This is a genomic window from Thalassospiraceae bacterium LMO-JJ14 (genome assembly GCA_021555105.2).
In the GTDB taxonomy this organism is placed as follows: domain Bacteria; phylum Pseudomonadota; class Alphaproteobacteria; order Rhodospirillales; family Casp-alpha2; genus UBA4479.
Genome location: CP134604.1, coordinates 407,432 through 429,580, shown reverse-complemented (window position 1 = coordinate 429,580; position 22,149 = coordinate 407,432). Strand labels below are relative to the sequence as shown.

Annotated in this window: 23 protein-coding genes; 16 read left to right on the top strand and 7 right to left on the bottom strand. The window is 61.2% G+C overall.

Annotated elements, in window-relative coordinates; genetic code table 11:
- Positions 1–14 precede the first annotated feature (14 nt).
- The gene (dnaQ, locus tag L2D14_02065) at positions 15–713 is read left to right on the top strand and encodes a DNA polymerase III subunit epsilon (protein WNK00221.1); all 699 of its coding nucleotides are present in this window, start codon (positions 15–17) and stop codon (positions 711–713) included.
- A 34-nt stretch (positions 714–747) separates the two neighbouring features.
- Here dnaQ and secB read toward each other — a convergent pair whose 3' ends face one another.
- On the bottom strand, positions 748–1,221 hold the full coding sequence (secB, locus tag L2D14_02060; GenBank protein ID WNK00220.1) for a protein-export chaperone SecB: 474 nt from the start codon (positions 1,219–1,221) through the stop codon (positions 748–750).
- An 84-nt stretch (positions 1,222–1,305) separates the two neighbouring features.
- Positions 1,306–1,872: an FxsA family protein gene (locus tag L2D14_02055; protein WNK00219.1), complete on the bottom strand. Its 567-nt coding sequence runs from the start codon at positions 1,870–1,872 to the stop codon at positions 1,306–1,308.
- 200 nt (positions 1,873–2,072) lie between these two features.
- Between L2D14_02055 and L2D14_02050 the strand changes: the two genes are divergently transcribed.
- The 7 genes from L2D14_02050 to L2D14_02020 all read left to right on the top strand — a co-directional run bounded on the left by L2D14_02050 (position 2,073) and on the right by L2D14_02020 (position 8,043).
- On the top strand, positions 2,073–2,765 hold the full coding sequence (locus L2D14_02050; GenBank protein WNK00218.1) for a Tim44/TimA family putative adaptor protein: 693 nt from the start codon (positions 2,073–2,075) through the stop codon (positions 2,763–2,765).
- A 7-nt stretch (positions 2,766–2,772) separates the two neighbouring features.
- Entirely contained in the window at positions 2,773–3,996 is a 1,224-nt protein-coding gene (locus L2D14_02045) for an MltA domain-containing protein (protein WNK01634.1), read from the top strand.
- A gap of 65 nt (positions 3,997–4,061) precedes the next feature.
- Positions 4,062–4,850 (top strand): (Fe-S)-binding protein, encoded by a 789-nt coding sequence (locus L2D14_02040; GenBank protein ID WNK00217.1) that lies wholly within the window; start codon positions 4,062–4,064, stop codon positions 4,848–4,850.
- A gap of 9 nt (positions 4,851–4,859) precedes the next feature.
- A complete protein-coding gene (locus tag L2D14_02035) occupies positions 4,860–6,311 on the top strand; it encodes a LutB/LldF family L-lactate oxidation iron-sulfur protein (GenBank protein ID WNK00216.1) in 1,452 nt (483 codons plus the stop codon).
- Positions 6,311–7,000, top strand: coding sequence for an LUD domain-containing protein (locus L2D14_02030; GenBank protein ID WNK00215.1), 690 nt, complete (start codon positions 6,311–6,313; stop codon positions 6,998–7,000). Before L2D14_02035 ends, L2D14_02030 begins: the two co-directional genes overlap by 1 nt.
- Before the next feature lie 3 nt (positions 7,001–7,003).
- Complete coding sequence (locus L2D14_02025) at positions 7,004–7,597, top strand: Smr/MutS family protein (protein WNK00214.1); 594 nt, start codon at positions 7,004–7,006, stop codon at positions 7,595–7,597.
- A 62-nt stretch (positions 7,598–7,659) separates the two neighbouring features.
- Complete coding sequence (locus L2D14_02020) at positions 7,660–8,043, top strand: helix-turn-helix domain-containing protein (protein WNK00213.1); 384 nt, start codon at positions 7,660–7,662, stop codon at positions 8,041–8,043.
- A 7-nt stretch (positions 8,044–8,050) separates the two neighbouring features.
- Here the strand turns inward: L2D14_02020 and hslU are convergent, their stop codons facing one another.
- Positions 8,051–9,361, bottom strand: coding sequence for an ATP-dependent protease ATPase subunit HslU (gene hslU, locus L2D14_02015; protein ID WNK00212.1), 1,311 nt, complete (start codon positions 9,359–9,361; stop codon positions 8,051–8,053).
- Positions 9,358–9,909 carry an ATP-dependent protease subunit HslV gene (hslV, locus tag L2D14_02010; GenBank protein WNK00211.1) on the bottom strand — a complete coding sequence of 184 codons (552 nt, stop codon included), beginning with the start codon at positions 9,907–9,909 and terminating at the stop codon, positions 9,358–9,360. Before hslV ends, hslU begins: the two co-directional genes overlap by 4 nt.
- 191 nt (positions 9,910–10,100) lie before the next feature.
- On the opposite strand from hslV, the gene hisB reads away from it, so the two are divergent.
- The 8 genes from hisB (at position 10,101) to L2D14_01970 (ending at position 17,525) form a co-directional block, all read left to right on the top strand.
- Positions 10,101–10,688, top strand: coding sequence for an imidazoleglycerol-phosphate dehydratase HisB (hisB, locus tag L2D14_02005; protein ID WNK00210.1), 588 nt, complete (start codon positions 10,101–10,103; stop codon positions 10,686–10,688).
- Positions 10,689–10,709: 21 nt separating this feature from the next.
- Positions 10,710–11,114 (top strand): DUF2628 domain-containing protein, encoded by a 405-nt coding sequence (locus L2D14_02000; GenBank protein WNK00209.1) that lies wholly within the window; start codon positions 10,710–10,712, stop codon positions 11,112–11,114.
- Positions 11,111–11,755: an imidazole glycerol phosphate synthase subunit HisH gene (gene hisH / locus L2D14_01995; protein ID WNK00208.1), complete on the top strand. Its 645-nt coding sequence runs from the start codon at positions 11,111–11,113 to the stop codon at positions 11,753–11,755. The genes L2D14_02000 and hisH overlap by 4 nt, the downstream gene beginning before the upstream one ends.
- The gene (gene hisA, locus L2D14_01990) at positions 11,752–12,483 is read left to right on the top strand and encodes a 1-(5-phosphoribosyl)-5-[(5-phosphoribosylamino)methylideneamino]imidazole-4-carboxamide isomerase (GenBank protein WNK00207.1); all 732 of its coding nucleotides are present in this window, start codon (positions 11,752–11,754) and stop codon (positions 12,481–12,483) included. Before hisH ends, hisA begins: the two co-directional genes overlap by 4 nt.
- Positions 12,483–13,244, top strand: a complete 762-nt coding sequence (hisF, locus tag L2D14_01985) for an imidazole glycerol phosphate synthase subunit HisF (protein ID WNK00206.1) — start codon at positions 12,483–12,485, stop codon at positions 13,242–13,244. The genes hisA and hisF overlap by 1 nt, the downstream gene beginning before the upstream one ends.
- A 10-nt stretch (positions 13,245–13,254) precedes the next feature.
- Entirely contained in the window at positions 13,255–13,587 is a 333-nt protein-coding gene (locus tag L2D14_01980) for a phosphoribosyl-ATP diphosphatase (protein WNK00205.1), read from the top strand.
- A gap of 39 nt (positions 13,588–13,626) precedes the next feature.
- Complete coding sequence (locus L2D14_01975) at positions 13,627–14,001, top strand: histidine triad nucleotide-binding protein (GenBank protein WNK01633.1); 375 nt, start codon at positions 13,627–13,629, stop codon at positions 13,999–14,001.
- Positions 14,002–14,108: 107 nt separating this feature from the next.
- Positions 14,109–17,525: a FecR domain-containing protein gene (locus tag L2D14_01970; GenBank protein ID WNK00204.1), complete on the top strand. Its 3,417-nt coding sequence runs from the start codon at positions 14,109–14,111 to the stop codon at positions 17,523–17,525.
- 40 nt (positions 17,526–17,565) lie between these two features.
- On the opposite strand, the gene L2D14_01965 is transcribed toward L2D14_01970, so the two are convergent.
- From L2D14_01965 to L2D14_01955, 3 genes are all read right to left on the bottom strand, one after another.
- Positions 17,566–19,110, bottom strand: a complete 1,545-nt coding sequence (locus tag L2D14_01965) for a YifB family Mg chelatase-like AAA ATPase (GenBank protein ID WNK00203.1) — start codon at positions 19,108–19,110, stop codon at positions 17,566–17,568.
- A gap of 93 nt (positions 19,111–19,203) precedes the next feature.
- Entirely contained in the window at positions 19,204–20,475 is a 1,272-nt protein-coding gene (locus tag L2D14_01960; protein WNK00202.1) for a diguanylate cyclase, read from the bottom strand.
- A 127-nt stretch (positions 20,476–20,602) separates the two neighbouring features.
- On the bottom strand, positions 20,603–21,880 hold the full coding sequence (locus L2D14_01955) for an aminotransferase class I/II-fold pyridoxal phosphate-dependent enzyme (protein WNK00201.1): 1,278 nt from the start codon (positions 21,878–21,880) through the stop codon (positions 20,603–20,605).
- Positions 21,881–22,149 lie beyond the last annotated feature (269 nt).

Sequence of the window (22,149 nt, the reverse complement as noted above, 5' to 3'; positions counted from 1 at the left end):
GCGGGAATATCATCATGAGAGAGATCGTTCTGGATACGGAAACAACCGGCCTTGATCCGAAAGCCGGACACCGCATCGTCGAGATCGGCTGCATAGAACTCTTCAATCATGTCCCGACCGGCGAGGTCTATCACCAGTATATAAATCCGGAACGCGATATGCCGGTTGAGGCCGAGCGCGTGCACGGTCTCAGCGAGGATTTTCTGAGCGGCCATCCGGTGTTTGCCGATGTCGCCGGCGATTTTCTGGGCTTCGTCGGCGATGCACCCTTGGTCATTCACAATGCCGCTTTCGATATGGGCTTTATCAATGCCGAACTGGCGGGGGCCGGATTGGCAGAGCTTGATCGCACGCGTGCCATCGACACTGTCGGCATGGCGCGGCGGAAATTCCCGGGTGCGCAGGCATCACTGGACGCCTTGTGCCGCCGCTTCGGTATCGATCTCAGCGGCCGCGAACTGCATGGCGCTCTGCTCGATGCGCAACTTCTGGCGGATGTTTATCTGGAGCTATTGGGCGGCCGGCAGCATGGCATGGATCTGGCCGCGGAAGCGGCTTCGGGAATTGATGCAAGCGGCCCCGGCACGGATGCAGGCGAAGCCGCCGCATCGGGCCGCCGCGAAGCGCGCGGACATGCGGCCAGTGCCGAAGAACTGGCCCGCCATCAGCAGTTTCTTGAAAAAATCAAGGACCCGATCTGGCTGCGTTCCTGAAACCGTATCCCGGAAACGGGGCCGGCAACGGAGGTTAAGCCTGATTATTCTCGTCGACACGCTGCTGGAACATGGCGACAAAATCGACGATGCCGAGCATTACCGGCGGAAAGCCGCCATTGCGCGTCACGTCGGCGATGATGTTGCGCGCGAACGGGAACAGCAGCCGCGGGCATTCGATCAGCAGAATGGCCTGAATGTGTTCTTCCGGAATATTCAGCGTGAAGGTACCGGCATAGACCAACTCGAGAATGAAGCCTTTATGCTCACCGACTTCACACGATGAATTGATTCCGAGCATGACCTCGTAAACATTGTCCGACAGCTTTTGTGCATTCACCTTGATGTCGATGTTGACTTCCGGCGGGGTGTTTTGCATTTCGCCGAAGATGCCCGGCGCGTTCGGAATCTCGAATGAGAGGTCCTTTACGTACTGGGCATTAATCGTCAGCGGGGCGATCTCTGGAACACCGCCCTCGGCGGTCGTCGGCGTCGGTTCTTCGGCCATCTGGCTCTCCTCAAGCGATTGCGCGCTTCTGGTAACACGTCTTTCGGGGATCGACAATAACGCAGGCGGCAGGCGCATGCCTGTTTATCGGCGGGGCTTGTCGTCGGATGGACCCGGGTCGCCGTTTTCAATGCGTTGTCCGGTTGCTGCGGGGCCGTTTTCATCCCCGGTGATATCTTGAAATTCGCCGTCGATCACCGGGCCTGTCGCTGGTCCCGGGCCGGCGTTTGTCTGCGGCCCTCCCCGATAGCCGGGATGGGAAGAATAGGTCTGGCTCGAATAACGGACATCGGCACGGGCCAGGAACCGCTTGCCGATTTCACCGGCAAGCCAGCGACGGAACGGCGGGACGAACAGCAGAAAGCCGAAAGCATCGGTCACGAAACCGGGCGTCAGCAAAAGCGCGCCCGCAATCACCAGGCAAACGCCGTCGAACAGCTCCTGCACCGGGATGCGGTTGGCTTCGAGGTTTTCCTGAATACGGAACAGAACCGAAAGCCCCTGCTGGCGCAGCATTGCAGTGCCGATAACCGCCGTCAGGATCACGACACCGACTGTCGACCAGACGCCGATGCGTCCGCCAACCTCGATAAAGACCGCGATTTCAACAATCGGGACGGTAATGAACGCAAATAAAGCGATGAATGCCATGGTTGCCTTGTTCCGAAGGGCTGGTCGGCTTATTTAAGACGTATGACAGCAAGCGCAACCGTTAAGCGGAAGCTTTCTGTCGTTCTGGACGCGGCGGCTTTGAGCCGATACCTTGTTCGGGACCGCGAAACCAAGAGGCGGTAAATCGTTTACACGTCTCGCATACGACAACAGGCAAGACCTGCAGGGTCAAGGATATCATGAGCGGCGAATTTCAGTTTTTCGATATCATCATCCTCGCGATGATCGCAGGGTTTCTGATTTTGCGGTTACGCCGCGTCCTGGGCCGCCGCGACGGTCACGAGGGCGGTTATGAAGACCGCTTCCGCGATGCGGCTCATCCTGAATCCGATACTCCGCAGGACGACAATATCGTGCAGCTTCCCGATCGCAGCGAAACGACGGCCGATGCACCGGCGCTGGACATCGATGCAAGCGATCCGACGGCTGCCGGTCTGACTCAGATCAAGGTCGCCGATCCGGGCTTCAGCCCAGACGGATTTACCGAAGGTGCGAAAATGGCCTTCGAGATGATTCTCAATGCCTTTTCGTCGGGCGACCGCAAGGCCCTGAAGGGCCTGTTGAGCCCGGATGTCTACAAGAACTTCGACGAAGCGATCACCGAGCGGGAGCGCGCGGCTGAAGTTCTGGAAGACACGCTTGTCGGCATTCGTTCGGCGAAAATCGTCGAGGCGGTCATGGACGGCCACCATAGCGTGGTGACGGTTAAATTTTTCTCAGAACAGATCAGCGCGCTTCGCGATGCCGAGGGAAATATCATCGACGGCAATCCGAACGAGGTCATCGATGTGACCGACTTCTGGACGTTTTCCCGCGATACCCGGTCTTCGGATCCGAACTGGACGCTGATCGGCACTGAAAGCAATAACTGACGTGCGTATGAGCCCGATGCGCGATGCTGCTTTTCTGAAAGCGGTTTCGCTTGTCGGCTTGCTCCTTCTCGGCGGATGTGCCGATCTCAAATTGCCCAAGCTCGAGCCGGCGCGCCCTGCCCCAGATACGCAGGCGTTGTCGCTTTTGAAGATTGAGTTCGAAGATTTGGACGGCTGGAACGCTGAAAAATTCTCCGAAGTTCTGCCGCCATTGATCCGTTCGTGCGATGCTCTCGATAAAAAAGACCCGGATGCGCCGATGGGTTCCGATGAGCGTATGGGCAAGATTTCCGACTGGCAGGCCATCTGCAAGGATGCACGCATCATCCGCCCCGGGAATCGGACTGAGGCCAAGTATTTTTTCGAATCCCGCTTCGTTGCCTATAAGGCCGGTAACAACCTTAACCACAAGGGACTGTTTACCGGGTATTATGAGCCGCAACTTCTCGGCCGATGGGCGCCGGAAGCGGAATTCCAGATTCCCGTTTATTCCCGACCGACGGACCTGGTTTCGATCAATCTGGGCGAGCACCGCACAGAGCTTGCCGGCACCCAGCTTGCCGGACGCCTTATCGACAATAAACTTGTTCCGTATTATTCCCGCGCCGAAATCAATAACGGCGCGCTTCGTGGCCTGGGCCTCGAGGTACTGTGGCTGGCCGATCCCGTCGATGCCTTCTTCATGCATATTCAAGGTTCGGGCCGGGTTTTGCTGCCGGACGGTTCGCACGTCCGCATCGGCTACGCCGGGCGTAACGGGCGGCGCTATACGTCGATCGGCCGCGAGCTCGTTGCCATGGGGGCGATGCCGCTCGCCGACGTTACGGCCCCGGCAATCCGCGATTGGCTTCGCGCACATCCGGCTGCCGGGACCGAGCTGATGAACCGGAACGAGTCATACGTTTTCTTCCGCGTGATCGAAGGCGAAGGCCCGATCGGCGCGCAGGGCGTGCCGTTGACGCCGGGCCGCAGCCTGGCGGTTGACCGTGCCTTTATCCCGTATGGTGTGCCGTTGTGGCTGGAAACCACCGATCCTCTGACCAAGGGCGAGCCGTTGAACCGGCTGCTTGTTGCCCAGGATACCGGCAGCGCCATCAAGGGTGCGGTCCGGGGCGATGTTTTCTGGGGCTTCGGCGAGGAGGCCGCGCGCCGCGCCGGGCTGATGAAGCAAGACGGCCGTTATTATATCCTGTTGCCGAAGTCTGCGGCGGAAACCCCGCCGCCATCGTAAGCACATAAATCGCCTGCTCCGTCTCCGTTCTTGCGTTCCGACGATTGACGGAACATTCTTTGCTTATGTCAGAAGCATCCAAACCCCGCGTCGGTCTTTTTGCCACCTGTCTCGTCGATCTGATGCGGCCGGTGGTCGGCTTTGCCGCGGTGAAGCTCCTTCAGGACGCCGGGTGCACGGTCGATGTGCCGCAGAGCCAGACCTGCTGCGGCCAGCCCGCGTATAACTCCGGCGATACGGCCGACGCGGCGGATATCGCAAAAGCGGTCATCGAAACATTCGAGGGCTTCGATTATGTCGTTGCCCCGTCGGGCTCGTGCGCCGGCATGATCAAGGATCATTACCCGCAAGCCCTGGCCAGTGAGCCCGCCTGGCAAGCCCGCGCCGATGCGCTAGCGGCAAAAACGTTCGAGCTGATATCGTTCCTGACGGACGTCATGGATGTCAAAAGCACGGGTGCCGCGTTCGACGGCACGGTCACCTATCACGATTCCTGTTCCGGGCTGCGCGAGCTCGGCATCAAGGAACAGCCGCGCCGACTGCTTGGCGCCGTCGACGGCCTCAGCATTGCCGAAGGCAACGAGACGGAAACCTGCTGCGGGTTCGGCGGTTTGTTCTGTATCAAGTATCCGGACATTTCCGAAAAGATGGTCGACGCCAAGGTCAACGACATAGTCGCCACGGGCGCGGATACGGTGCTTGCGGGCGATCTCGGGTGTCTGATGAACATCGCCGGACGGTTGCAGCGCCGCGGACTTCCGGTCAAGGCGCGGCATGCCGCCGAAGTGCTGGCCGGGATGACGGCGGCGCCGGCGATCGGCGAGCCCGCAGACAATGAAGCGGGCGGGGACTAGGTACAGCTCATGCAATCCACATCTCCCCACTTCAAGGAAAATGCCAAGGACGCGCTTGCCGACGATCCGTTGCAGGCGGCGCTGGCCAAGCTTGCCGTCGGATTTCCCGTGCGCCGTCTGGAAGCGGCGGCGCGGCTGCCGGAATTCGAGGATCTCCGCGATCAGGCGCGCGATATCAAGACGCACGTGCTGGAGAACCTCGATTATTATCTGCAGGCGTATGAGAAGAAAGTGACCGAAAGCGGCGGTCATGTGCACTGGTGCCGCGACGCCGAGGAAGCCCGCAACACCATTCTCGAAATATGCCGCAAGGCGAACGCGAAAACCGTCACCAAGAGCAAGTCGATGATCAGCGAGGAAATCGCGGTCAACGCCTTCCTCGAGGATAACGGCATCGAGCCGGTGGAAACCGATCTCGGCGAATATATCATCCAGCTCCGCAAGGAACCGCCGAGCCATATTATCGCGCCGGCCATCCACCTGTCGAAAGAGCAGGTCGCGGAGACTTTCCGCAATGCGCACCTCGATCTCGCCGCCGACCGCCCCTTGATCGAGCCGCGCGCGCTGCTCGAGGAAGCCCGCGCCAAGCTGCGCGAGAAGTTCCTGGGTGCCGATGTCGGGCTGACCGGGGCCAACATGCTGATCGCCGAAACCGGCACCAACGTTCTCGTCACGAACGAGGGCAACGCGGATCTCACCAACAATCTGCCGCGCGTGCACGTGGTGATCGCCAGCATTGAAAAGATCGTGCCGACACTGGAAGACGCCTCGACCATCCTGCGCGTCCTGGCGCGCTCGGCGACGGGTCAGGATATTTCCGTCTACACCACATTCTGCACCGGCCCGAAACGTCCCGAAGACCTGGACGGGCCCGAGGAATATCACGTCGTTTTGCTGGATAACGGCCGTTCGGACATGATCGGCTCGGAATTTCACGAAATGCTGCGTTGTATCCGCTGCGGCGCGTGCCTGAATCACTGTCCGATCTATAAATCCGTCGGCGGTCATGCCTATGGGTGGGTGTATTCCGGGCCGATGGGCGCTGTCTTGATCCCGAACCTGATCGGTATGGAAGAAGCCCAGCACCTGCCGAACGCCTCGACGCTGTGCGGCAAGTGCGAGAGCGTCTGCCCGATGCGCATTCCGCTGCCGAAAATGTTGCGGAAATGGCGCGAACGGCAGTTCAAGGCGGAAATCGGTTCATCGACGGCGCGCTGGGCCCTGAAAAGCTGGGCCTGGCTGGCGAAACGGCCGCGGCTTTACCGCTGGACAATGAGCGCCGGAGTGGCCGTGCTCGGACAATTCGGCGGCCGCGGCCGCTTTAAGTCCCTGCCGCTGGTGTCGGGCTGGACATCGAAGCGCGATCTGGCGGCGCCTTGCGGGGATACGTTTATCAGCCAGTATCATAAAGGCGCACGCGGAGATCAAAGCGGTGCTCTTATGCGCAAGAAGGTGCATTGATGGGCGCCCGGGAAGACATTCTGGGCAAGCTGAAGTCCAAATTAGGGCATTCAGATGCGCCTGATGGGGATGCAGCCGCCGCAAAGCGCATTCAAGAGCATCATTTAAATCTTATACCGAAACGCGGCGACCTTGATAAAGCGCAACGCGTTGATCTTTTTTGCCAGGAAGCAACGCGGGTCAATGCCACCGTGGTGCGTGTCGCCTCCATGGATGAGGTCCCCGCAGGCGTCAGCGACTACCTGCGTGAGCACCAGCTCCCGGCGAAAATCAAAATTGCCCCGCATCCTGCGCTGACGTCGCTGGCATGGCAGGCGAAAACCTCGTTGATGGTCGATGAGGGACGGGGCGTCGGCGATGACGGGGTCTCCGTCAGTATGGCGTTCGGCGGCGTCGCGGAAACCGGCACCCTGGTTATGTCGTCCGGACCCGAAACGCCGACCTCGCTGAATTTTCTGCCGCTCGATCATATCGTCGTGCTGCAGGCGGACGAAATTGCCGGCAATTACGAAGCCGTCTGGGCGCGGATCCGTGAAAAAGCCGGTCCCGGCAAGCTGCCGCGCACCGTCAACTGGATCACCGGCCCGTCGCGTACCGCCGACATCGAACAGACGCTGCTTTTGGGCGCACACGGGCCGCAGCGTTTGCATATCCTGATCATCGATCCGCCCGTAACCCCAGAGTCCTGAGCCATGGGCGGCCCCAAGCGCCCGCGCCGCCGACGTCTCAGCGCCGAGGACAAGGCGCTCTGGGATCATGTCACGCAAACGGTTCGCCGTGTCGACACCGACAAGCTGGGATCATTGCTGGCGGAAGATGACGGGGCGGATACGGATACGGGAAAAGCAGCCGGGCCTGTGCGCCGGGCCGCAAAAGCGAAACGCCCCGTCGCGCCCCCGCCAACAGCGCCGAAATCCAGCACGCCCGCACCGATAGCCCTGGCGCACGGCAGTCCCGCCGGCATGGACCGCCGAACGGCGCAGCGCCTGAAGCGCGGACGGCTCGATGTCGAGGCCAGAATTGATCTGCATGGACACACGCAGAAAGCCGCGCACCGTGCGCTCGAGGATTTTCTGCACACCGGCTACATGGCCGGTGTACGTACGGCGCTGGTGATTACCGGCAAGGGCGATGTGATCGGCGGCAGACCGGGCGTGCTGCGCGAAATGGTCCCGCGCTGGTTCAATGAAATGCCGATGCGTCAATGGGTTGCGGGGTTTTCTTATGCCGCGCCGAAAGATGGCGGTGACGGCGCCTTGTATGTGCGGCTGAAACGCCGGAAATAACGCGCCACGCCGTATCCTTGTTGGCGATAAAATATTAAGATTTAACCGCTTACAGTGCGTTTATGACACCGTTTGGTAAACGTGTGCGCGAACACCGCATGGCGCGCAAAATAACGCTGAAGCAGATGGCCGCGGATCTCGGCGTCTCGGCGGCGTATTTCTCTGCGCTCGAACACGGTCATCGCGGCCGCCCCAGTTCCGGGCTGGTGGCGCAGATCTGCGGGTATTTCGATCTGATGTGGGACGAGGCCGAGGAAATCAAGCGCCTGGCCGAGCTATCGCACCCGAAAGTCACGGTCAATACTGCCGGTCTCAGCCCGAAAGCGACCGAACTGGCCAATCTTCTGGCGGAAAATATTGAGGAAATGGACGACGAAACCCTCGACTGGGTCATCGCCGAGGTAAAACTCCGCATGGGCGCCCGCCCCGGCGGACCGACACACTGAATCCACGTCAGAGAATAAACTTAGATACATCGGCGTTGCGCGCCAGATCGGAGACCTGTTTCTTCACATAATCCGCATCGATGACAATTTCCTCGCCGCTTTTATCAGAGGCGTTGAAGCTGATATCTTCGAGAAGTTTTTCCATCACCGTATGCAGACGCCTGGCACCGATGTTCTCGACACCCTGATTGATTTCCGCCGACAGATCGGCGATCTCCTCGATGGCGTCATCGCTGAACGAAATCTTCAGGTCCTCGACGCCCATCAGCGCCGTATATTGTTTGACGAGGCTTGCTTCCGGTTCCGTCAGGATGCGCTTGAAATCGTCGCGGGTCAGGGCGTTCAGATTAACGCGGATCGGCAGCCTGCCCTGCAGCTCCGGCAGCATGTCGGACGGTTTGGCGATGTGAAACGCGCCGGAGGCAATGAACAGGATATGATCGGTCTTTACCGGCCCGTGCTTGGTGGCGACGGTGGTGCCTTCGATCAGCGGCAGCAAGTCGCGCTGAACCCCTTCGCGGCTGACGTCGGCGCCCTGGTGGTCGGAACGCGCGGTGATCTTGTCGATTTCATCGAGAAACACGATGCCGTTGTTTTCGACATTACTTACGGCATCGCCGAGCACCTCTTCCTCGTCGAGCAGCTTGTCGGCTTCCTCGCGGAGCAGGATGTCGTAGGAATCCTCGATGGTGATTTTCTTCTTCTTGGTTTGCTGGCCGAACGCCTTGCCCATAATGTCGTTGAGGTTGATCATCCCCATCTGCGCGCCGGGCATGCCGGGGATATCAAGGGTCGGCATGCCGCCGCCCGAACTGTCCGAAACCTCGATCTCGATTTCTTTTTGCGCCAGCTCGCCGGTCCGCAGCATGGCACGGAATTTTTCCCGGGTGTCCTTCGATGCGCCCTCGCCGACCAACGCATCGACGACGCGGTTTTCAGCGTTCAGCTCGGCCTTGGCTTCGACGCGTTTGCGCATCTGCTCGCGGCTCATGTGCAGAGCTGCTTCCAGAAGATCGCGGACGATCTGCTCGACATCGCGGCCGACGTAACCGACCTCGGTAAATTTCGTCGCCTCGACCTTGATGAACGGCGCCTGCGCCAGTTTTGCCAGACGGCGCGCGATCTCGGTCTTGCCGACGCCGGTGGGGCCGATCATCAGGATGTTTTTCGGCAGTACTTCTTCGCGCATGTCGTCGGTCAGCTGCTGACGGCGCCAACGGTTGCGCAGCGCAATCGCGACGGCTTTCTTGGCGTCCTTCTGGCCGATGATGTAGCGATCCAGTTCGGAAACGATTTCGCGCGGGGTAAAGCTGCTCATAGTTTTTCGATGACCACGTTGGTGTTGGTGTAAACGCAGATGTCTGCGGCGACGGCCATGGCGCGACGGGCGATGTCCTCGGCGCTGAGCTCTTCATGATCGATCAGGGCGCGCGCCGCGGACAGCGCGTAGTTGCCGCCCGATCCGATGCCGATCAGGCCGTCGGCGGGCTCCAGCACATCGCCGTTGCCGGTCAGGATCAGCGACACGTCCTTGTCGGCGACAGCCATCATCGCTTCCAGCCGGCGCAGATATCTGTCCGTGCGCCAGTCCTTGGCCATTTCGACGGAGGCCCGCAAAAGCTGACCCGGATACTGCTCGAGCTTGCCTTCAAGCCGCTCGAACAGGGTAAAGGCATCCGCCGTGGCCCCGGCAAACCCGGCAATGACCTGATCGCCGGAAAGCCTCCGCACCTTGCGGGCATTGGCCTTGACGATGGTATCCCCAAGGCTGACCTGGCCGTCACCGGCAATAACGACGGCGCCGTTTTTGCGTACCGACAGGATCGTCGTTGCGTGCCAGGACGAGGTGGGCGCATCAGTGGACATGGGAGCTCCTTCATGAAGGGAGGCCGGGATGGGACAGCGTGTCCCCCTATGTGGTCCTAACGGGCCCGGCGGTCAAGTCATAGGCGACGGCGTTCGGGCGATGATGCCGATCACGGTGAATGTGCGTGAGGGCTGGCAGAGCGCGAACCAACCTGCTAGAAGAACCTCGACTTTTGCAGGAGACTTGAGCGATGCGCAAAGCGACCATCGAACGCAAAACCAAGGAAACCGAGATTTCCGTCAGCCTCGATCTCGACGGCAGCGGGACATATGACATCTCGACCGGGATCGGCTTTCTCGATCACATGCTGGAACAGCTGTCCCGGCACAGTCTGATGGACCTGACCGTCAAGGCGAAGGGCGACCTGCACATCGACTTTCACCACACCACCGAAGATACCGGCATCGCTATCGGCGAGGCGTTTTCCGAAGCGCTCGGCGAGCGCAAGGGCATCACGCGCTATGCCAGTGCGCTGATCCCGATGGATGAAACGCTGAGCCGCATCGCGCTGGATATTTCCAACCGGCCGTATCTGATCTGGCGGGTCGAATTCACCAAGCCGAAACTCGGCGACATGGATACGGAACTTTTCAAGGAATGGTTTCAGGCTTTCGCGCAGGCGGCGGGCATCACACTGCACGTCGAAAACCTGTACGGCGAGAACAATCACCATATCGTCGAGAGCTGCTACAAGGGCCTCGCGCGGTCGCTTCGCGATGCCATCCAGATCGATCCCCGCAAGGCCGATGAAGTGCCGTCCACCAAAGGTGTGCTGTAACAGCACGGGAGCAGGCACGCGATGCGGCTTTATTCGGTATACCTCCGCGATCATGGCCGGATGCCGGCCGAAGACCTTGTCCTGATCAAGGAAGGGTTTTCGTGGCCGGCCTTCGTCTTCACCTTCGTCTGGGCGTTCTGGACCCGGATGTGGTGGCCGGCGATCGTGCTGTTCACGGTTATCGTGCTGGCCGGCTGGGGCATCCGTTATCTGGGTTTGGGCGAGGACGTCGAGGGTCTTGCGAGCTTGCTGATTGCGCTAGCGATAGGATTAGTCGGCAACGACCTCCGGCGCTGGTGGCTCGATTATGTCGGCTATCAGGAAGTGGCCGTGGTCTCCGGCAGGAATGCCGAGGAAGCAACCCGCCGCTTTCTCGATAACGCCGAGATCGACCGCAGCGGTATTTATCCGGGCGTCTATTCATGAGTGTCGTCATCGTCGATTACGGATCGGGTAACCTGCGTTCCGCCGCCAAGGCGTTCGAGCGCGCGGTCAGCGAAGCCGGGCTGCCCGACAAGGTCATGGTCAGCAGCGATCCCTATGCCGTGCGGCTTGCCGACCGGGTCGTTTTGCCGGGGGTCGGTGCGTTCGCCGACTGCAAGCGCGGCCTCTGGGCCATCGACGGCATGGCCGAGGCGATCCGCGAGCACGTGACGGTAAAAGGCAATCCGTTCTTCGGCATCTGCGTCGGCATGCAGTTGATGGCGAGCAAAGGTCTTGAGCACGGCGAGACGGATGGCTTCGGCTGGATTGCGGGCACTGTCGATAAAATCGCGCCCGCCGACGACACCCTGAAGATTCCGCACATGGGCTGGAACCAGTTGATCCTGCCGGAATCATCGCACCCGTTGTTCGCCGGGGTCGAGGACGGCATGCATGTCTACTTCGTGCATTCGTATCATCTGTTGGCCGACGACCCGGACCAGGTTCTGGCGACGGTCGATTACGGCGGGCCGATCACGGCGGCGGTCGGGCGCGACAATATGGTCGGCACCCAGTTCCACCCGGAAAAAAGCCAGGTCGCGGGGCTGCGCATCATCACCAATTTCCTCAGGTGGACGCCATGATCTTTTTCCCCGCGATTGACCTCAAGGCCGGGCAGTGCGTCCGCCTGGTGCATGGTGACATGGACCGGGCAACCGTCTTCAACGACAACCCTGCGGCGCAGGCGCGCGCCTTCGCCGATGCCGGCTGCACGTGGCTGCACATGGTCGATCTTGACGGCGCCTTTGCCGGCAAGCCGGAAAACGCCGACGCCGTCACGGCGGTGCTGGGCGCGGTCGATATCAAGGTCCAGCTGGGCGGCGGCATCCGCGATATACAGACCATTGAAGGCTGGCTCGAGCGGGGGCTAGAGCGAGTCATTCTCGGCACCGTTGCAGTACGCGATCCGGATCTGGTGATCCGCGCCTGCAAGGCATTCCCGGGACATGTCGCACTGGGTATCGATGCGCGCGACGGTTTCGTCGCGGTCGAGGGCTGGGCCGAGGCGACGGAACTGAAAACCGAAGAGCTGGCAAAACGCTTCGAGGACGCCGGTGCGGCGGCGCTCATCTATACCGACATCGGTCGTGACGGCGCCATGCAGGGGCCGAATCTGGAAGCGACCCTGTCGCTGGCCGATGCCGTCGATATTCCGGTGATCCTGTCGGGCGGGGTTTCCAGCATGGACGATCTTCGCGCCGTCATGGCGATGGATAAAGGCAAACTCGAAGGGGTGATTTCGGGCCGCGCCGTTTATGACGGCCGCATCGATCCGGCGGACGCCGTGGCCTTGCTGGCGGAGGCTGCCTGATGCTCAAGGTCCGCATCATTCCGTGTCTCGATGTCGACCGGGGCCGTGTCGTCAAGGGCGTCAACTTCGTCGATCTGGTCGACGCCGGCGATCCGGTGGAACAGGCGCGAGTCTATGACGCCGCCGGCGCCGACGAGCTTTGTTTTCTCGACATCACCGCCAGTCATGAAAACCGCGAAACGATTTTCGATGTGGTGGCGCGAACGGCGGAACAGTGCTTCATGCCGCTGACCGTCGGCGGCGGGGTCCGTACCACGGACGATATCCGCAAGCTTTTGCTGGCCGGGGCCGACAAGGTGTCGATCAATACGGCTGCCGTGCACAACCCGGACTTCGTGCGTGAAGCGGCGGAAAAATTCGGCACCCAGTGCATCGTCGTTGCCGTCGATGCGAAGGCCACCGGTCCCGATAAGTTCGAGATCTTCACGCACGGCGGGCGCAAGGAAACAGGGCTCGATGCGGTCGAATGGGCGGTCCGGATGCAGGAACTGGGAGCCGGTGAAATCCTGCTGACCTCGATGGACCGCGACGGCACCAAGCAGGGTTTTAACCTGCCGTTGACCCGTGCCGTTTCCGATGCGCTGACGATCCCGGTGATCGCGTCGGGCGGTGTCGGCAATCTCGATCATCTGGTCGAAGGCGTGACCGAGGGACATGCTTCGGCGGTTCTCGCGGCCTCGATTTTTCACTTCGGCACCTATACCATTGCCGAAGCCAAGGCGCATATGAAGGCCGCCGGTGTGGCGATCCGCGAAATCTGAGGGTGCGATCATGACGTCCGACAATTCTTCTGAAATCCTGGCGCGTCTGTTCGCCGTCATCGAAAGCCGCAAGGGCGGCGATGCGGACAGCTCGTACACCGCCAAGCTGCTGGCCGGCGGCGCGCCGAAGATCGGCAAGAAGTTGGGCGAGGAAGCGACCGAAGTGACGATTGCCGCGCTGTCCGAAGGCAAGGATGCGGTGGCACGCGAAAGCGCCGATCTGCTGTATCACCTGCTGGTCATGTGGGCGGCGATGGACCTGACGCCCGAAGACGTCTACGCCGAACTGCAAAAACGCGAAGGCACGTCCGGCATTGAAGAAAAAAACAGCCGCACCAAGTAAGCTTCAAGGGACGTTAAGGGGGACGCGATGGCCTACGACATGACTTATAATCCGGAGAATATTTTCGCCAAGATCATCCGCGGCGAAATTCCCTGCGACAAGGTCTATGAAGACGAAATGACCCTCGCCTTCAACGACATCAATCCGCAGGCGCCGGTGCACGTGCTGGTCGTGCCCAAAGGATCGTACGTGAACATGGACGATTTCCATGCTAAGGCATCGGATGCGGAAATCGCCGCGCTGATGCGTACGGTGGGCAAGGTGGCGGCGCTCATGGACCTGCCCGAGAGCGGGTACCGGATCCTGTCCAACAATGGCGAAGACGCGCACCAGGAAGTCCCGCACCTGCATATCCACGTTGTCGGCAAGCGCGATCTCGGCCGCATGATCGGCCGGCCGAAGAGCGAAGGCTGAGCGGCTTTATTATTGGAATGCGGCGGGTTTTTCCGGAATTACCCCTATCTGTTGCGGTTTTGATGGTCTAAGATACAGCATCTTGAGTTCATCGATGAGATCCGCGGATGGCGACACGCCCCGAAATTGAACGTATCCAGCTGTCGGTGATCCCCGGACAGCCTGAAGTCCTGAGCCTGCCCGCAAGCGGCCCGGTGATCGTGCCGGGCGGTGGGTTGATGACGGACGCGGTGTTTGCCCGCGTTGACGGCGATCTGCTGATCGAGCTTTCCGACGGTGCGCGGCTGATCGTCCGTGATTACTTTACCACCGCGCATCCGCCGCCGCTGGCCAGCGACGCCGGGGCGCATATCGCGCCTGACGTGGTTTCGGCACTGGCCGGGGTCGATGCCGCGGCGACACCGACCGTCACCGCCGGTGCCGCCCCGATCGGGCGCATCGAAACGGTTTCGGGCGATGCCGAAATCGTGCACGCCGACGGCACGCGTACGGAGGCCGAAGCAGGTACGCTTCTGGCGCGCGGCGACCGGATTGAAACGGGTGCCGACGCCAACGCCGGGATGTTGTTTGCCGACGAAAGCACGTTTTCCGTCGGCAGCCATGCCAAGGCGACCTTCGACGATCTGATTTACGATCCCGACAGCGGCGCACAACATGCGACATTCATCGTGCAGCAGGGCACGTTTTCATTTTCCGGCGGCGGCATCGCGATGGAGGACGGCGCCTTCGTCATCAAGACCCCGGCCGCGACGATCAGCGTCGACGGCGCCTCCGGTGCCGGCCGGGTCGAGACCGACGGCGGCACCATGGTTACCTATCTGCGCGCCGACGATGTCGGTGCCGGGGCGATCCGCGTCGAGAATCCGGGCGGTGCGGAGGTCCTGGATCATTCCTATGAAGGGCTGATCGTCGACGATTACTTCAGCCGGCCGAGCGGTGTTCTTCGGCTCGGGCCCCGCGATACGGCGGAACACTATGGCGATGCGATTACCGCCTTGCCCGATGCGCACGCCATCATGCCGGATACGCTGCTGGCGGTGAAACGCGGCGCAGACCCGGCCAGCCAGGCCGTGGCGCGCGAAGCGGAGGAAGCCGACTTCGCCGCTGACGAAGCGGACGGCAGCGCCAACGGCCTTGAAGACGCTTTACAGGTCGACCGCGATACGGCGTTCGAAATCGCGGCGCGCAAGGCGGCCATTGCGGCGGCGGCCCGCGATGCAGCAAGCGAAGCTCTCAGCGATGCTTCCGAAGCCGAAAAGGCGGCCCGCACCCAGGCCGCCGAGGCCAGTACGCAGGCGAACGAGAAGCTCAGCGAAGCCGAACAACTGCGTCAGCAGGCGCTCGATGTTCTGGCTGAATCCGAACGGCGCGATCAGGCCTTCGAACAGGCGATCCGCGATGCGGATACGGCGAGCGCGGCTGAGGACAATGCGGCCCGCGCCGTTGCCGAAACCGACCTCGCCGAAGCGCAGGCGGCGGAGCGTCTGGCGTCCGCCGAAGAGGCCGTGCGCCGTGCCCTTGAAGCGGCTGAGCAGGCCCGCAACGAGGCGCTGCAGATTCTCGAAGAAGCAAAGCAGAAAGAAGCAGCTTTTGCCGAAGCACAGCGTGCCGCGGCCGCCGCCAAGGAAGCCGAAGAAGCGCGCGCGCTGGCCGTTGCTGAAGCTGATGCCGCCGAGGAAGCCGCGGCTGCCGCGCTGAAGGCCGCCGAAGCCGCCGCCCAGTCCGCAGCCCGAGATGCCGAGGCTGCTGAGCGTGTGGCTCAGGAAGCAAGCACCGCCGCCGAGGTTGTCGAGACGGTCGTCGAACGCGAGCTTGCGGCCATAGACCCGGATCTTCTGAAGCCGCCTGCCGCCGATGATCCGTCGAGCAGCCGGGGCGACTGGATCACGCAGACAAATGCATCGATGAACGTGGCGCGCGCGGCGATGGATGCAGGCGAGGCGGCGGCGCGCGAGGCATACCGGGCGGCGCTTCGCGAAGGCTCAAGCATCGAGGAAGCCCTGGAGCGCGCGATCATTGCCGCCGAAGCCTATGGGGGCGCCAAGAGCGCGGATCAGGTCATCGCCGCCGGACCGGACGGACTGATCGAACCCGGCGAAGACACCGGCGATATCGTCATTGCCGGCGGTGGCGGGTTCGTCGGCGATGCCGGCACGACCGGCGCCATCGGCACGGATGTGCTGATCGGGGGTGCAGGTGCGGATGCCCTGGGGGCTGCGGGCGGCGGCGGATACGGCGGCATCGACGGGTTGTTCGGGTTCGGCTTCCGGTTTACGCCGATCGTCCTCAATCTGTCGTCGATGCTCGAAGACGATGACGATGAGCGCGACGATCCGGTTGTGCTGACGGCGACAACGACAGCGCAGAACGTTCTGCAAGGGACGGCGCTCGCCGATTTTCTGGTCGGTAACGCGACGGCTTCGACCATCGGTGCGCAGGAGGGGGCGGATTTCGTCTATGGCGACACGCCGACCAACCTGCTGTCGGGGACGCACAATATTTCCAATACCCTGACCAATCCGACGTTCGATGCTTCGGGCGGCGATGACCTGTTATCCGGCGGTGCCGGGGATGACAGCCTGTGGGGTGGGGCCGGCGCGGATACCATTTACGGCGACGTGCCCGACGATACGGGGGCATTCGGTATTTCGCTAGGCAGCGCCGGGAACGGCGCCGATGATATCTACGGCGGCGACGGCAACGATACGATTTACGGTAACGGCGGCGCCGATACGCTGAACGGCGAAGGCGGCGACGATACGTTCATGCTGGGTGACGACGATGCTGCCAATGATGTCGTGCGCGGCGGTGACAGCGGCGCCGATTCCGGTACCGACACCGTCGATTATTCCGGCGCCGGCGCGGCGGTGACGGTCGATCTGGCGGCAGGAACGGCGGCGGGTGCCAACACCGGCAACGATACCCTCAGCGGTATCGAAAACGTGGTCGGGTCCGGCTTCGATGACACGCTCAGCGGCTCGGCGGTGGATAATACGCTTAGTGGCGGCGGTGGCGCGGACACGTTGAGCGGCCTGGGCGGCGCCGACAATATCTTCGGCTATGCCGGGGATGACGTTTTAATCGGCGGCGAGGGCGTGGACCGGCTGAGCGGCGGTACGGGCGCGGACCAATTCCGCTTTGAGGGCGGTACGGGTGCCGACGCACTGGCCAAGGCAGCCTCGCTCGGGACCGATATCATCAGTGACTATAATGCATCCGAGAACGATCTGTTCATGCTGTCGGACGGCGATTTCAGTCTCGGTAATGCGGGTACGCTGACGGATAACGTCAATTATTTCGAGGCCGACACGACGAGCATTTCAAGTATCGCGCAGAATCTCTCGGGCGGTGTCGCCAACGCCGGCGTTGTCATCATCGGCTCGGCCAGCGGCGCGGACGGCGCCGAGGTGTGGTACACCGACAACGCCGCCGCCATGACCGACAGCAATTCCTATCAGATCGCCAACGTCACCGGCGCCGACCGCTCGACGATCGACGCCGGCGATTTCAATCTGAAAAGCTGAGAGACGGGCCACGCTATCGACCGGGTTTTCATGCAATTCTTCAGGCAGGCTTGCCGAGCGGCTTGATCTCGTGGCCCGGCCGGATGCGCCGGTAAGAAAGCGCCTCGGCGATGTGGATACGCGTCACGACGTCCGCGCCGTCGAGATCGGCGAGGGTTCGGGCGACCCGCAGCACCCGGTGATAGCCCCGGGCCGATAACCCGAAAGCGGTCACCGCATCGCGCATCAACTGCCTGCCGGCATCGTCGGGGGCGGCGACTTTTTCCAGCGCCTGGCCGTCGATGGCGGCGTTGGTGAGCGGCGTGCCGGGGCCGAGTTTTTCGGCGCGCATTCTTTGACGGCAGCGCGCCGCAGCCACGCGGACGGCAACATCGGCACTGCCCTCGCCCGGCGCGGGCAGACTGAGATCGGCGGGGTTCACGGCCGGCACCTCGATCACCAGATCCATGCGGTCGATCAGCGGGCCGGAGATTTTCGCCTGATAGTCATCGCCGCATTTCGGCGCGCGCGAACACGCCGCGCCGGGGTCGGCTAAATAGCCGCAGCGGCACGGGTTCATGGCGGCGAGCAGCTGAAAGCGGGCAGGATAGACGACGTGCGCGTTGGCCCGCGCGATGCTGACACGTCCGGTTTCCAGCGGCTGGCGAAGCGCTTCCAGGGCCTGGCGGTGGAATTCCGGCAACTCGTCGAGAAACAGTACACCCAGATGCGCCAGCGATATTTCGCCGGGCCTGACCCGGTGACCGCCGCCGACCAGGGCGGCAACACTTGCCGAATGATGCGGATCGCGAAACGGACGCCGGTGTGTCAGGCCGCCGTCGGGCAGTTCGCCGGCCAGTGAATGGACCATCGACACCTCGAGGATTTCACGCGTCGTCAACGGCGGCAAAAGTCCACCCAGACGGTGCGCCAGCATCGACTTGCCCGATCCCGGCGGCCCCATCATCAACAGGTTATGTCCGCCCGCCGCGGCAATCTCGAGCGCACGCTTGGCGGTCTCCTGGCCTTTGACGTCGATCAGGTCGGGGTAGTCCGGCAAATTGTCGTAGAGGCGTGCTTCGGGCGCGGCCAGCACATGTGTGCCTTTGACATGATTGATCAGCGACAACAGATCGGCGGCGGCGATAACGTCAAGATCGCCGGCCCAGACCGCTTCACTGCCCTGCGCGGCGGCGCAGACGAAAGTGCGCGCATGCTGGGCGGCATGAATGGCGGCGGGCAGTACGCCCAGCGACGGTGCGATGGTGCCGTCCAGGCCAAGTTCGCCCATGGCCGTCATGCGGGCCGTTTCGTCGGCCGACAGAACGCCCATGGCGCCAAGCAGGCCGATGGCGATCGGCAGGTCGAAATGACTACCTTCCTTGGCGACGTCGGCGGGCGCCAGATTGACGGTGATGCGTTTCGGCGGCAGCGCAAGGCCCATGGCGTTCAGTGCGGCGCGGACCCGCTCGCGGCTTTCGCCGACCGCCTTGTCGGGCAGGCCGACAATGTGAAACGCGGGCAGGCCCGACGCCATCTCGACCTGCACATCGACATCGAGAACATCGATCCCCAGAAACGCCACCGTGCCAACGCGTGCGACCATATTCGCCCCCGGATAATTGACTTTTCAGGGGCTATGAAAGGACTGGGCGGATTTTTTGATTGAACCCAAAAATAATGGTTCGGGCAGTTTTTATCAGTCACTCATCTCGGGGCTGTAAAAAGTGAAAGTGCCGCGCTCTGTCTCTTTGGTTCTATATAAAGCCTCGTCCGCATGCTTGAGCAGCGTCTTCAGGTCCTTGGCGTCGGCCGGATAAATGGCAATCCCGATGCTAACCCCGATCTCCACTTCGTGGCCCAAAACAGTGATGGGTTTCTTAATTTCGTCAATGATGCTCTGGGCGCTGATCTCGGCATTTGCACCGTCCTGCGGATTGACCAGCAGAATGGCGAACTCATCACCACCAAGCCGGGCGACGATGTCGGTTTCACGCGTGTGGTTTTTCAGAGTCGCGGCAACAACCTTCAGCAAGGCATCGCCTGCCTGATGGCCATACGTGTCATTGACCGGCTTGAATTTATCCAGGTCCAGCATCATCAGGGCCAGGACCTTGTTTTCACGTTTCGCCAGTTTCAGATATTGCTGCGCCTGCAGGTTAAATTGGTGGCGGTTTGTCAGGCCGGTCAGCTGATCGATCGTTGCCAGGCGGAGCATTTCATCTTCGGCTTTTTTACGATCGGTAATGTCATAATAGATACCGAGCATGCCAAAGACGTCGCCGCTGCTGTCTCGCAACGGTACCTTGGATGTGCGCAACCAGATCTTGTTCCCTTTCGGGGTCGTCTGTTGTTCTTCGTAATCCAGCTTTGCGACCCCGGAATTCATGACGGCCGCATCGTCGGCACGATATGATTCCGCCTGTTCCCCCCAGACCATATCCAGATCGCTTCTGCCGATAAGCTCATCGCCGCTTGTGAATCCGCCATCCCTGGCAAACAACGCATTGGCGCCCAGATACCGTAAATTCCGATCCTTCCAGAAGACGCGGACAGGGATATTGTTGATGATGGTTTGCAGGAGCATGTTTGAATTGTGGAGCTCGTCATCAATGATTGTCGAGCCGGTGATGTCGACAAGGATATGCAGGTACCACGGTCCATGAGGTCCTTCTTTGCGAAACAGGTAGCTGTTGGAGAGATACCGCAAATCACCAATGTCTACCTCATCGCGTCCGAGCTTGTGACTTTTCCCGTCTGCGATGCCCTGGCATTCGGGGAGCGGTCCCGAACCGGGGGGAAAAACCTCCCAATAGTATTTCCCCAGAACGGCTTTCTCCGTGGCCCCGGCGGCGCGGCAATAGGCGTCATTGGCCAGAACCAACCGGTAATCCGCGTCATGAACAAAAATCGGGTGCTCGATATGGTTAAGCGTATCGCGATCGTTTTTCAGTGTTTCTTGGTTATCCATGTCCTTACATATTCCCGTCAATTTAACGGTGTGTTAAAAAAGCTAAAGAACATTAGCACGATCTAATCCAAACAAATCGAACATTTGTTAAGTCGGCTGGCAGATTAGCGGAAGGGCGCTGGGTATATCAGGCAGAGCCGAGGATCAGTTTCTGCAATCCGCCGTCGGTCTTCATGACGTCGGCGAGCCGGGTCAGGCTTTCGTCGATGGCATCCGAGAGTTTTTGCGGCCCGCCGAATTCGGCGACGGTTTCGGGAGGCAAGAACTTGATCATCAGCGCCGCCGTGCCAGGCGGCAGACCTGCAAAGTGTACCGAGACGATGCCGAAATCGCGCAACATGATCATCGCAAGACCCGCTGTTGCTTCATACGGTACGCACGGCGCGGCTATAATTCCGCCCCGCTCCATGGCCATCTCCAGAATGTCGTCGGCGGTCAGTTGCACAATGACCGGGGTTTCCATTACGCGGTTGCCGCCGAGCCGTTGCTTTAGGTGCCGGCCGACCTCCTTGGTCAGCGCAACCCGCTCGCGGACCTTGTCGGGGCTGTAGTCGCGGAGGCTCTGGACCACGGCGGGGTACAGCATCTGCCTCGCCTCGACGCCCATCTCGTAGGCGCGCGCGCGGATTTTCGCGACCAGTTCCCGGCTGCCGCCCAGCAGGCCGAGCCGGGGGCCGGTGGTGCCGTACTTGTCCATGCCGGTCGCACCGACATCGACGCCGAGCTCCAGCAGTTTCGGCTGACCGAAACAAGCGGGGCCGACTCGCGCGCCTCCGGCATCGTCGACAATGATCCTGGCCCCTTTGGCCTGGGCCAGGCGGACGATTTCCTTCAGGTCCGCTTCGGGGAGAATCTCATAACTGACCGACAGCCGTGTGATAAAGACAACATCGACCTTTTCGTGCGCATCCATGGTATCGCGGAAGGCGCCGATCCCGGCGGTATCGGTGAAACTGCCGCCGCCGTGCGCAACGGCGCGCCTGACTGCAGGGTGTGAATAGCGAGGTGACACGCCGATGACGGCATCGCCAGGCTTGATCATGACATCGGCAGCCGTCAGCAGAGCCGCGGTCAGGCGGTTGAAGACGAAGACATCGTGACGCGCCGGATCGCCGCCCAGGTGCTTGAGGCCGAGCGTCGTCACGTCATCGGTGAACAGTGCAGAGGCGATTTCGTCATCCATGACGGAAAGATCGACCTCGTCCAGTTGCAAGTTGCGCTCAAGCCCGCTCAGCAGATAAACGCTTTTCTCGCCGAGATCGGCGCGGCGGCGGCGGATGTGTGCCCAGGCGGTCTTTAGTTTTTCGATATCGTCGGCTGTACCGGGCAGGATATCGCCGCGGGCATAGCTGAGACCGTCTGCAAACGGATTGCCGAAGCGGTCATGTTCACGAGCGTCAGGCATGTGGGCCCCCATGTCAGAGAAAAAGGACGGACCAGTCTGAGCCTATATAGATGCCCGTGTCTAATGCTTCGTTTGTCGGGAAGCGACCAGCAGTCCTGCGCGGATCGCGTGGCACTAAGAAATATTCCCGTAGTGTAGCTCAGGTTACATATTGCTAAGGGCGCGCTCGATACGGCGTCGGTATCTCTTGATCAACACGAATAAACGTAACATGTATGGTACATTAAAACTCCGGTTCTTGCGGCCGTCACGGCAGGCGTTGTTTATTA

Coding starts and splice junctions, on each gene's coding strand:
- hisF (WNK00206.1), top strand. CDS start 12,483: ATGCTCAAGGTCCGCATCATTCCGTGTCTCGATGTCGACCGGGGCCGT.
- L2D14_01975 (WNK01633.1), top strand. CDS start 13,627: ATGACTTATAATCCGGAGAATATTTTCGCCAAGATCATCCGCGGCGAA.
- dnaQ (WNK00221.1), top strand. CDS start 15: ATGAGAGAGATCGTTCTGGATACGGAAACAACCGGCCTTGATCCGAAA.
- L2D14_02035 (WNK00216.1), top strand. CDS start 4,860: ATGCAATCCACATCTCCCCACTTCAAGGAAAATGCCAAGGACGCGCTT.
- hslU (WNK00212.1), bottom strand. CDS start 9,361: ATGAGCAGCTTTACCCCGCGCGAAATCGTTTCCGAACTGGATCGCTAC.
- hisA (WNK00207.1), top strand. CDS start 11,752: ATGATCTTTTTCCCCGCGATTGACCTCAAGGCCGGGCAGTGCGTCCGC.
- L2D14_02025 (WNK00214.1), top strand. CDS start 7,004: ATGGGCGGCCCCAAGCGCCCGCGCCGCCGACGTCTCAGCGCCGAGGAC.
- L2D14_02055 (WNK00219.1), bottom strand. CDS start 1,872: ATGGCATTCATCGCTTTATTTGCGTTCATTACCGTCCCGATTGTTGAA.
- L2D14_01970 (WNK00204.1), top strand. CDS start 14,109: ATGGCGACACGCCCCGAAATTGAACGTATCCAGCTGTCGGTGATCCCC.
- secB (WNK00220.1), bottom strand. CDS start 1,221: ATGGCCGAAGAACCGACGCCGACGACCGCCGAGGGCGGTGTTCCAGAG.
- hslV (WNK00211.1), bottom strand. CDS start 9,909: ATGTCCACTGATGCGCCCACCTCGTCCTGGCACGCAACGACGATCCTG.
- L2D14_02040 (WNK00217.1), top strand. CDS start 4,062: ATGTCAGAAGCATCCAAACCCCGCGTCGGTCTTTTTGCCACCTGTCTC.
- L2D14_02050 (WNK00218.1), top strand. CDS start 2,073: ATGAGCGGCGAATTTCAGTTTTTCGATATCATCATCCTCGCGATGATC.
- hisH (WNK00208.1), top strand. CDS start 11,111: ATGAGTGTCGTCATCGTCGATTACGGATCGGGTAACCTGCGTTCCGCC.
- L2D14_02045 (WNK01634.1), top strand. CDS start 2,773: ATGAGCCCGATGCGCGATGCTGCTTTTCTGAAAGCGGTTTCGCTTGTC.
- L2D14_01960 (WNK00202.1), bottom strand. CDS start 20,475: ATGGATAACCAAGAAACACTGAAAAACGATCGCGATACGCTTAACCAT.
- hisB (WNK00210.1), top strand. CDS start 10,101: ATGCGCAAAGCGACCATCGAACGCAAAACCAAGGAAACCGAGATTTCC.
- L2D14_02030 (WNK00215.1), top strand. CDS start 6,311: ATGGGCGCCCGGGAAGACATTCTGGGCAAGCTGAAGTCCAAATTAGGG.
- L2D14_01980 (WNK00205.1), top strand. CDS start 13,255: ATGACGTCCGACAATTCTTCTGAAATCCTGGCGCGTCTGTTCGCCGTC.
- L2D14_01955 (WNK00201.1), bottom strand. CDS start 21,880: ATGCCTGACGCTCGTGAACATGACCGCTTCGGCAATCCGTTTGCAGAC.
- L2D14_02020 (WNK00213.1), top strand. CDS start 7,660: ATGACACCGTTTGGTAAACGTGTGCGCGAACACCGCATGGCGCGCAAA.
- L2D14_01965 (WNK00203.1), bottom strand. CDS start 19,110: ATGGTCGCACGCGTTGGCACGGTGGCGTTTCTGGGGATCGATGTTCTC.
- L2D14_02000 (WNK00209.1), top strand. CDS start 10,710: ATGCGGCTTTATTCGGTATACCTCCGCGATCATGGCCGGATGCCGGCC.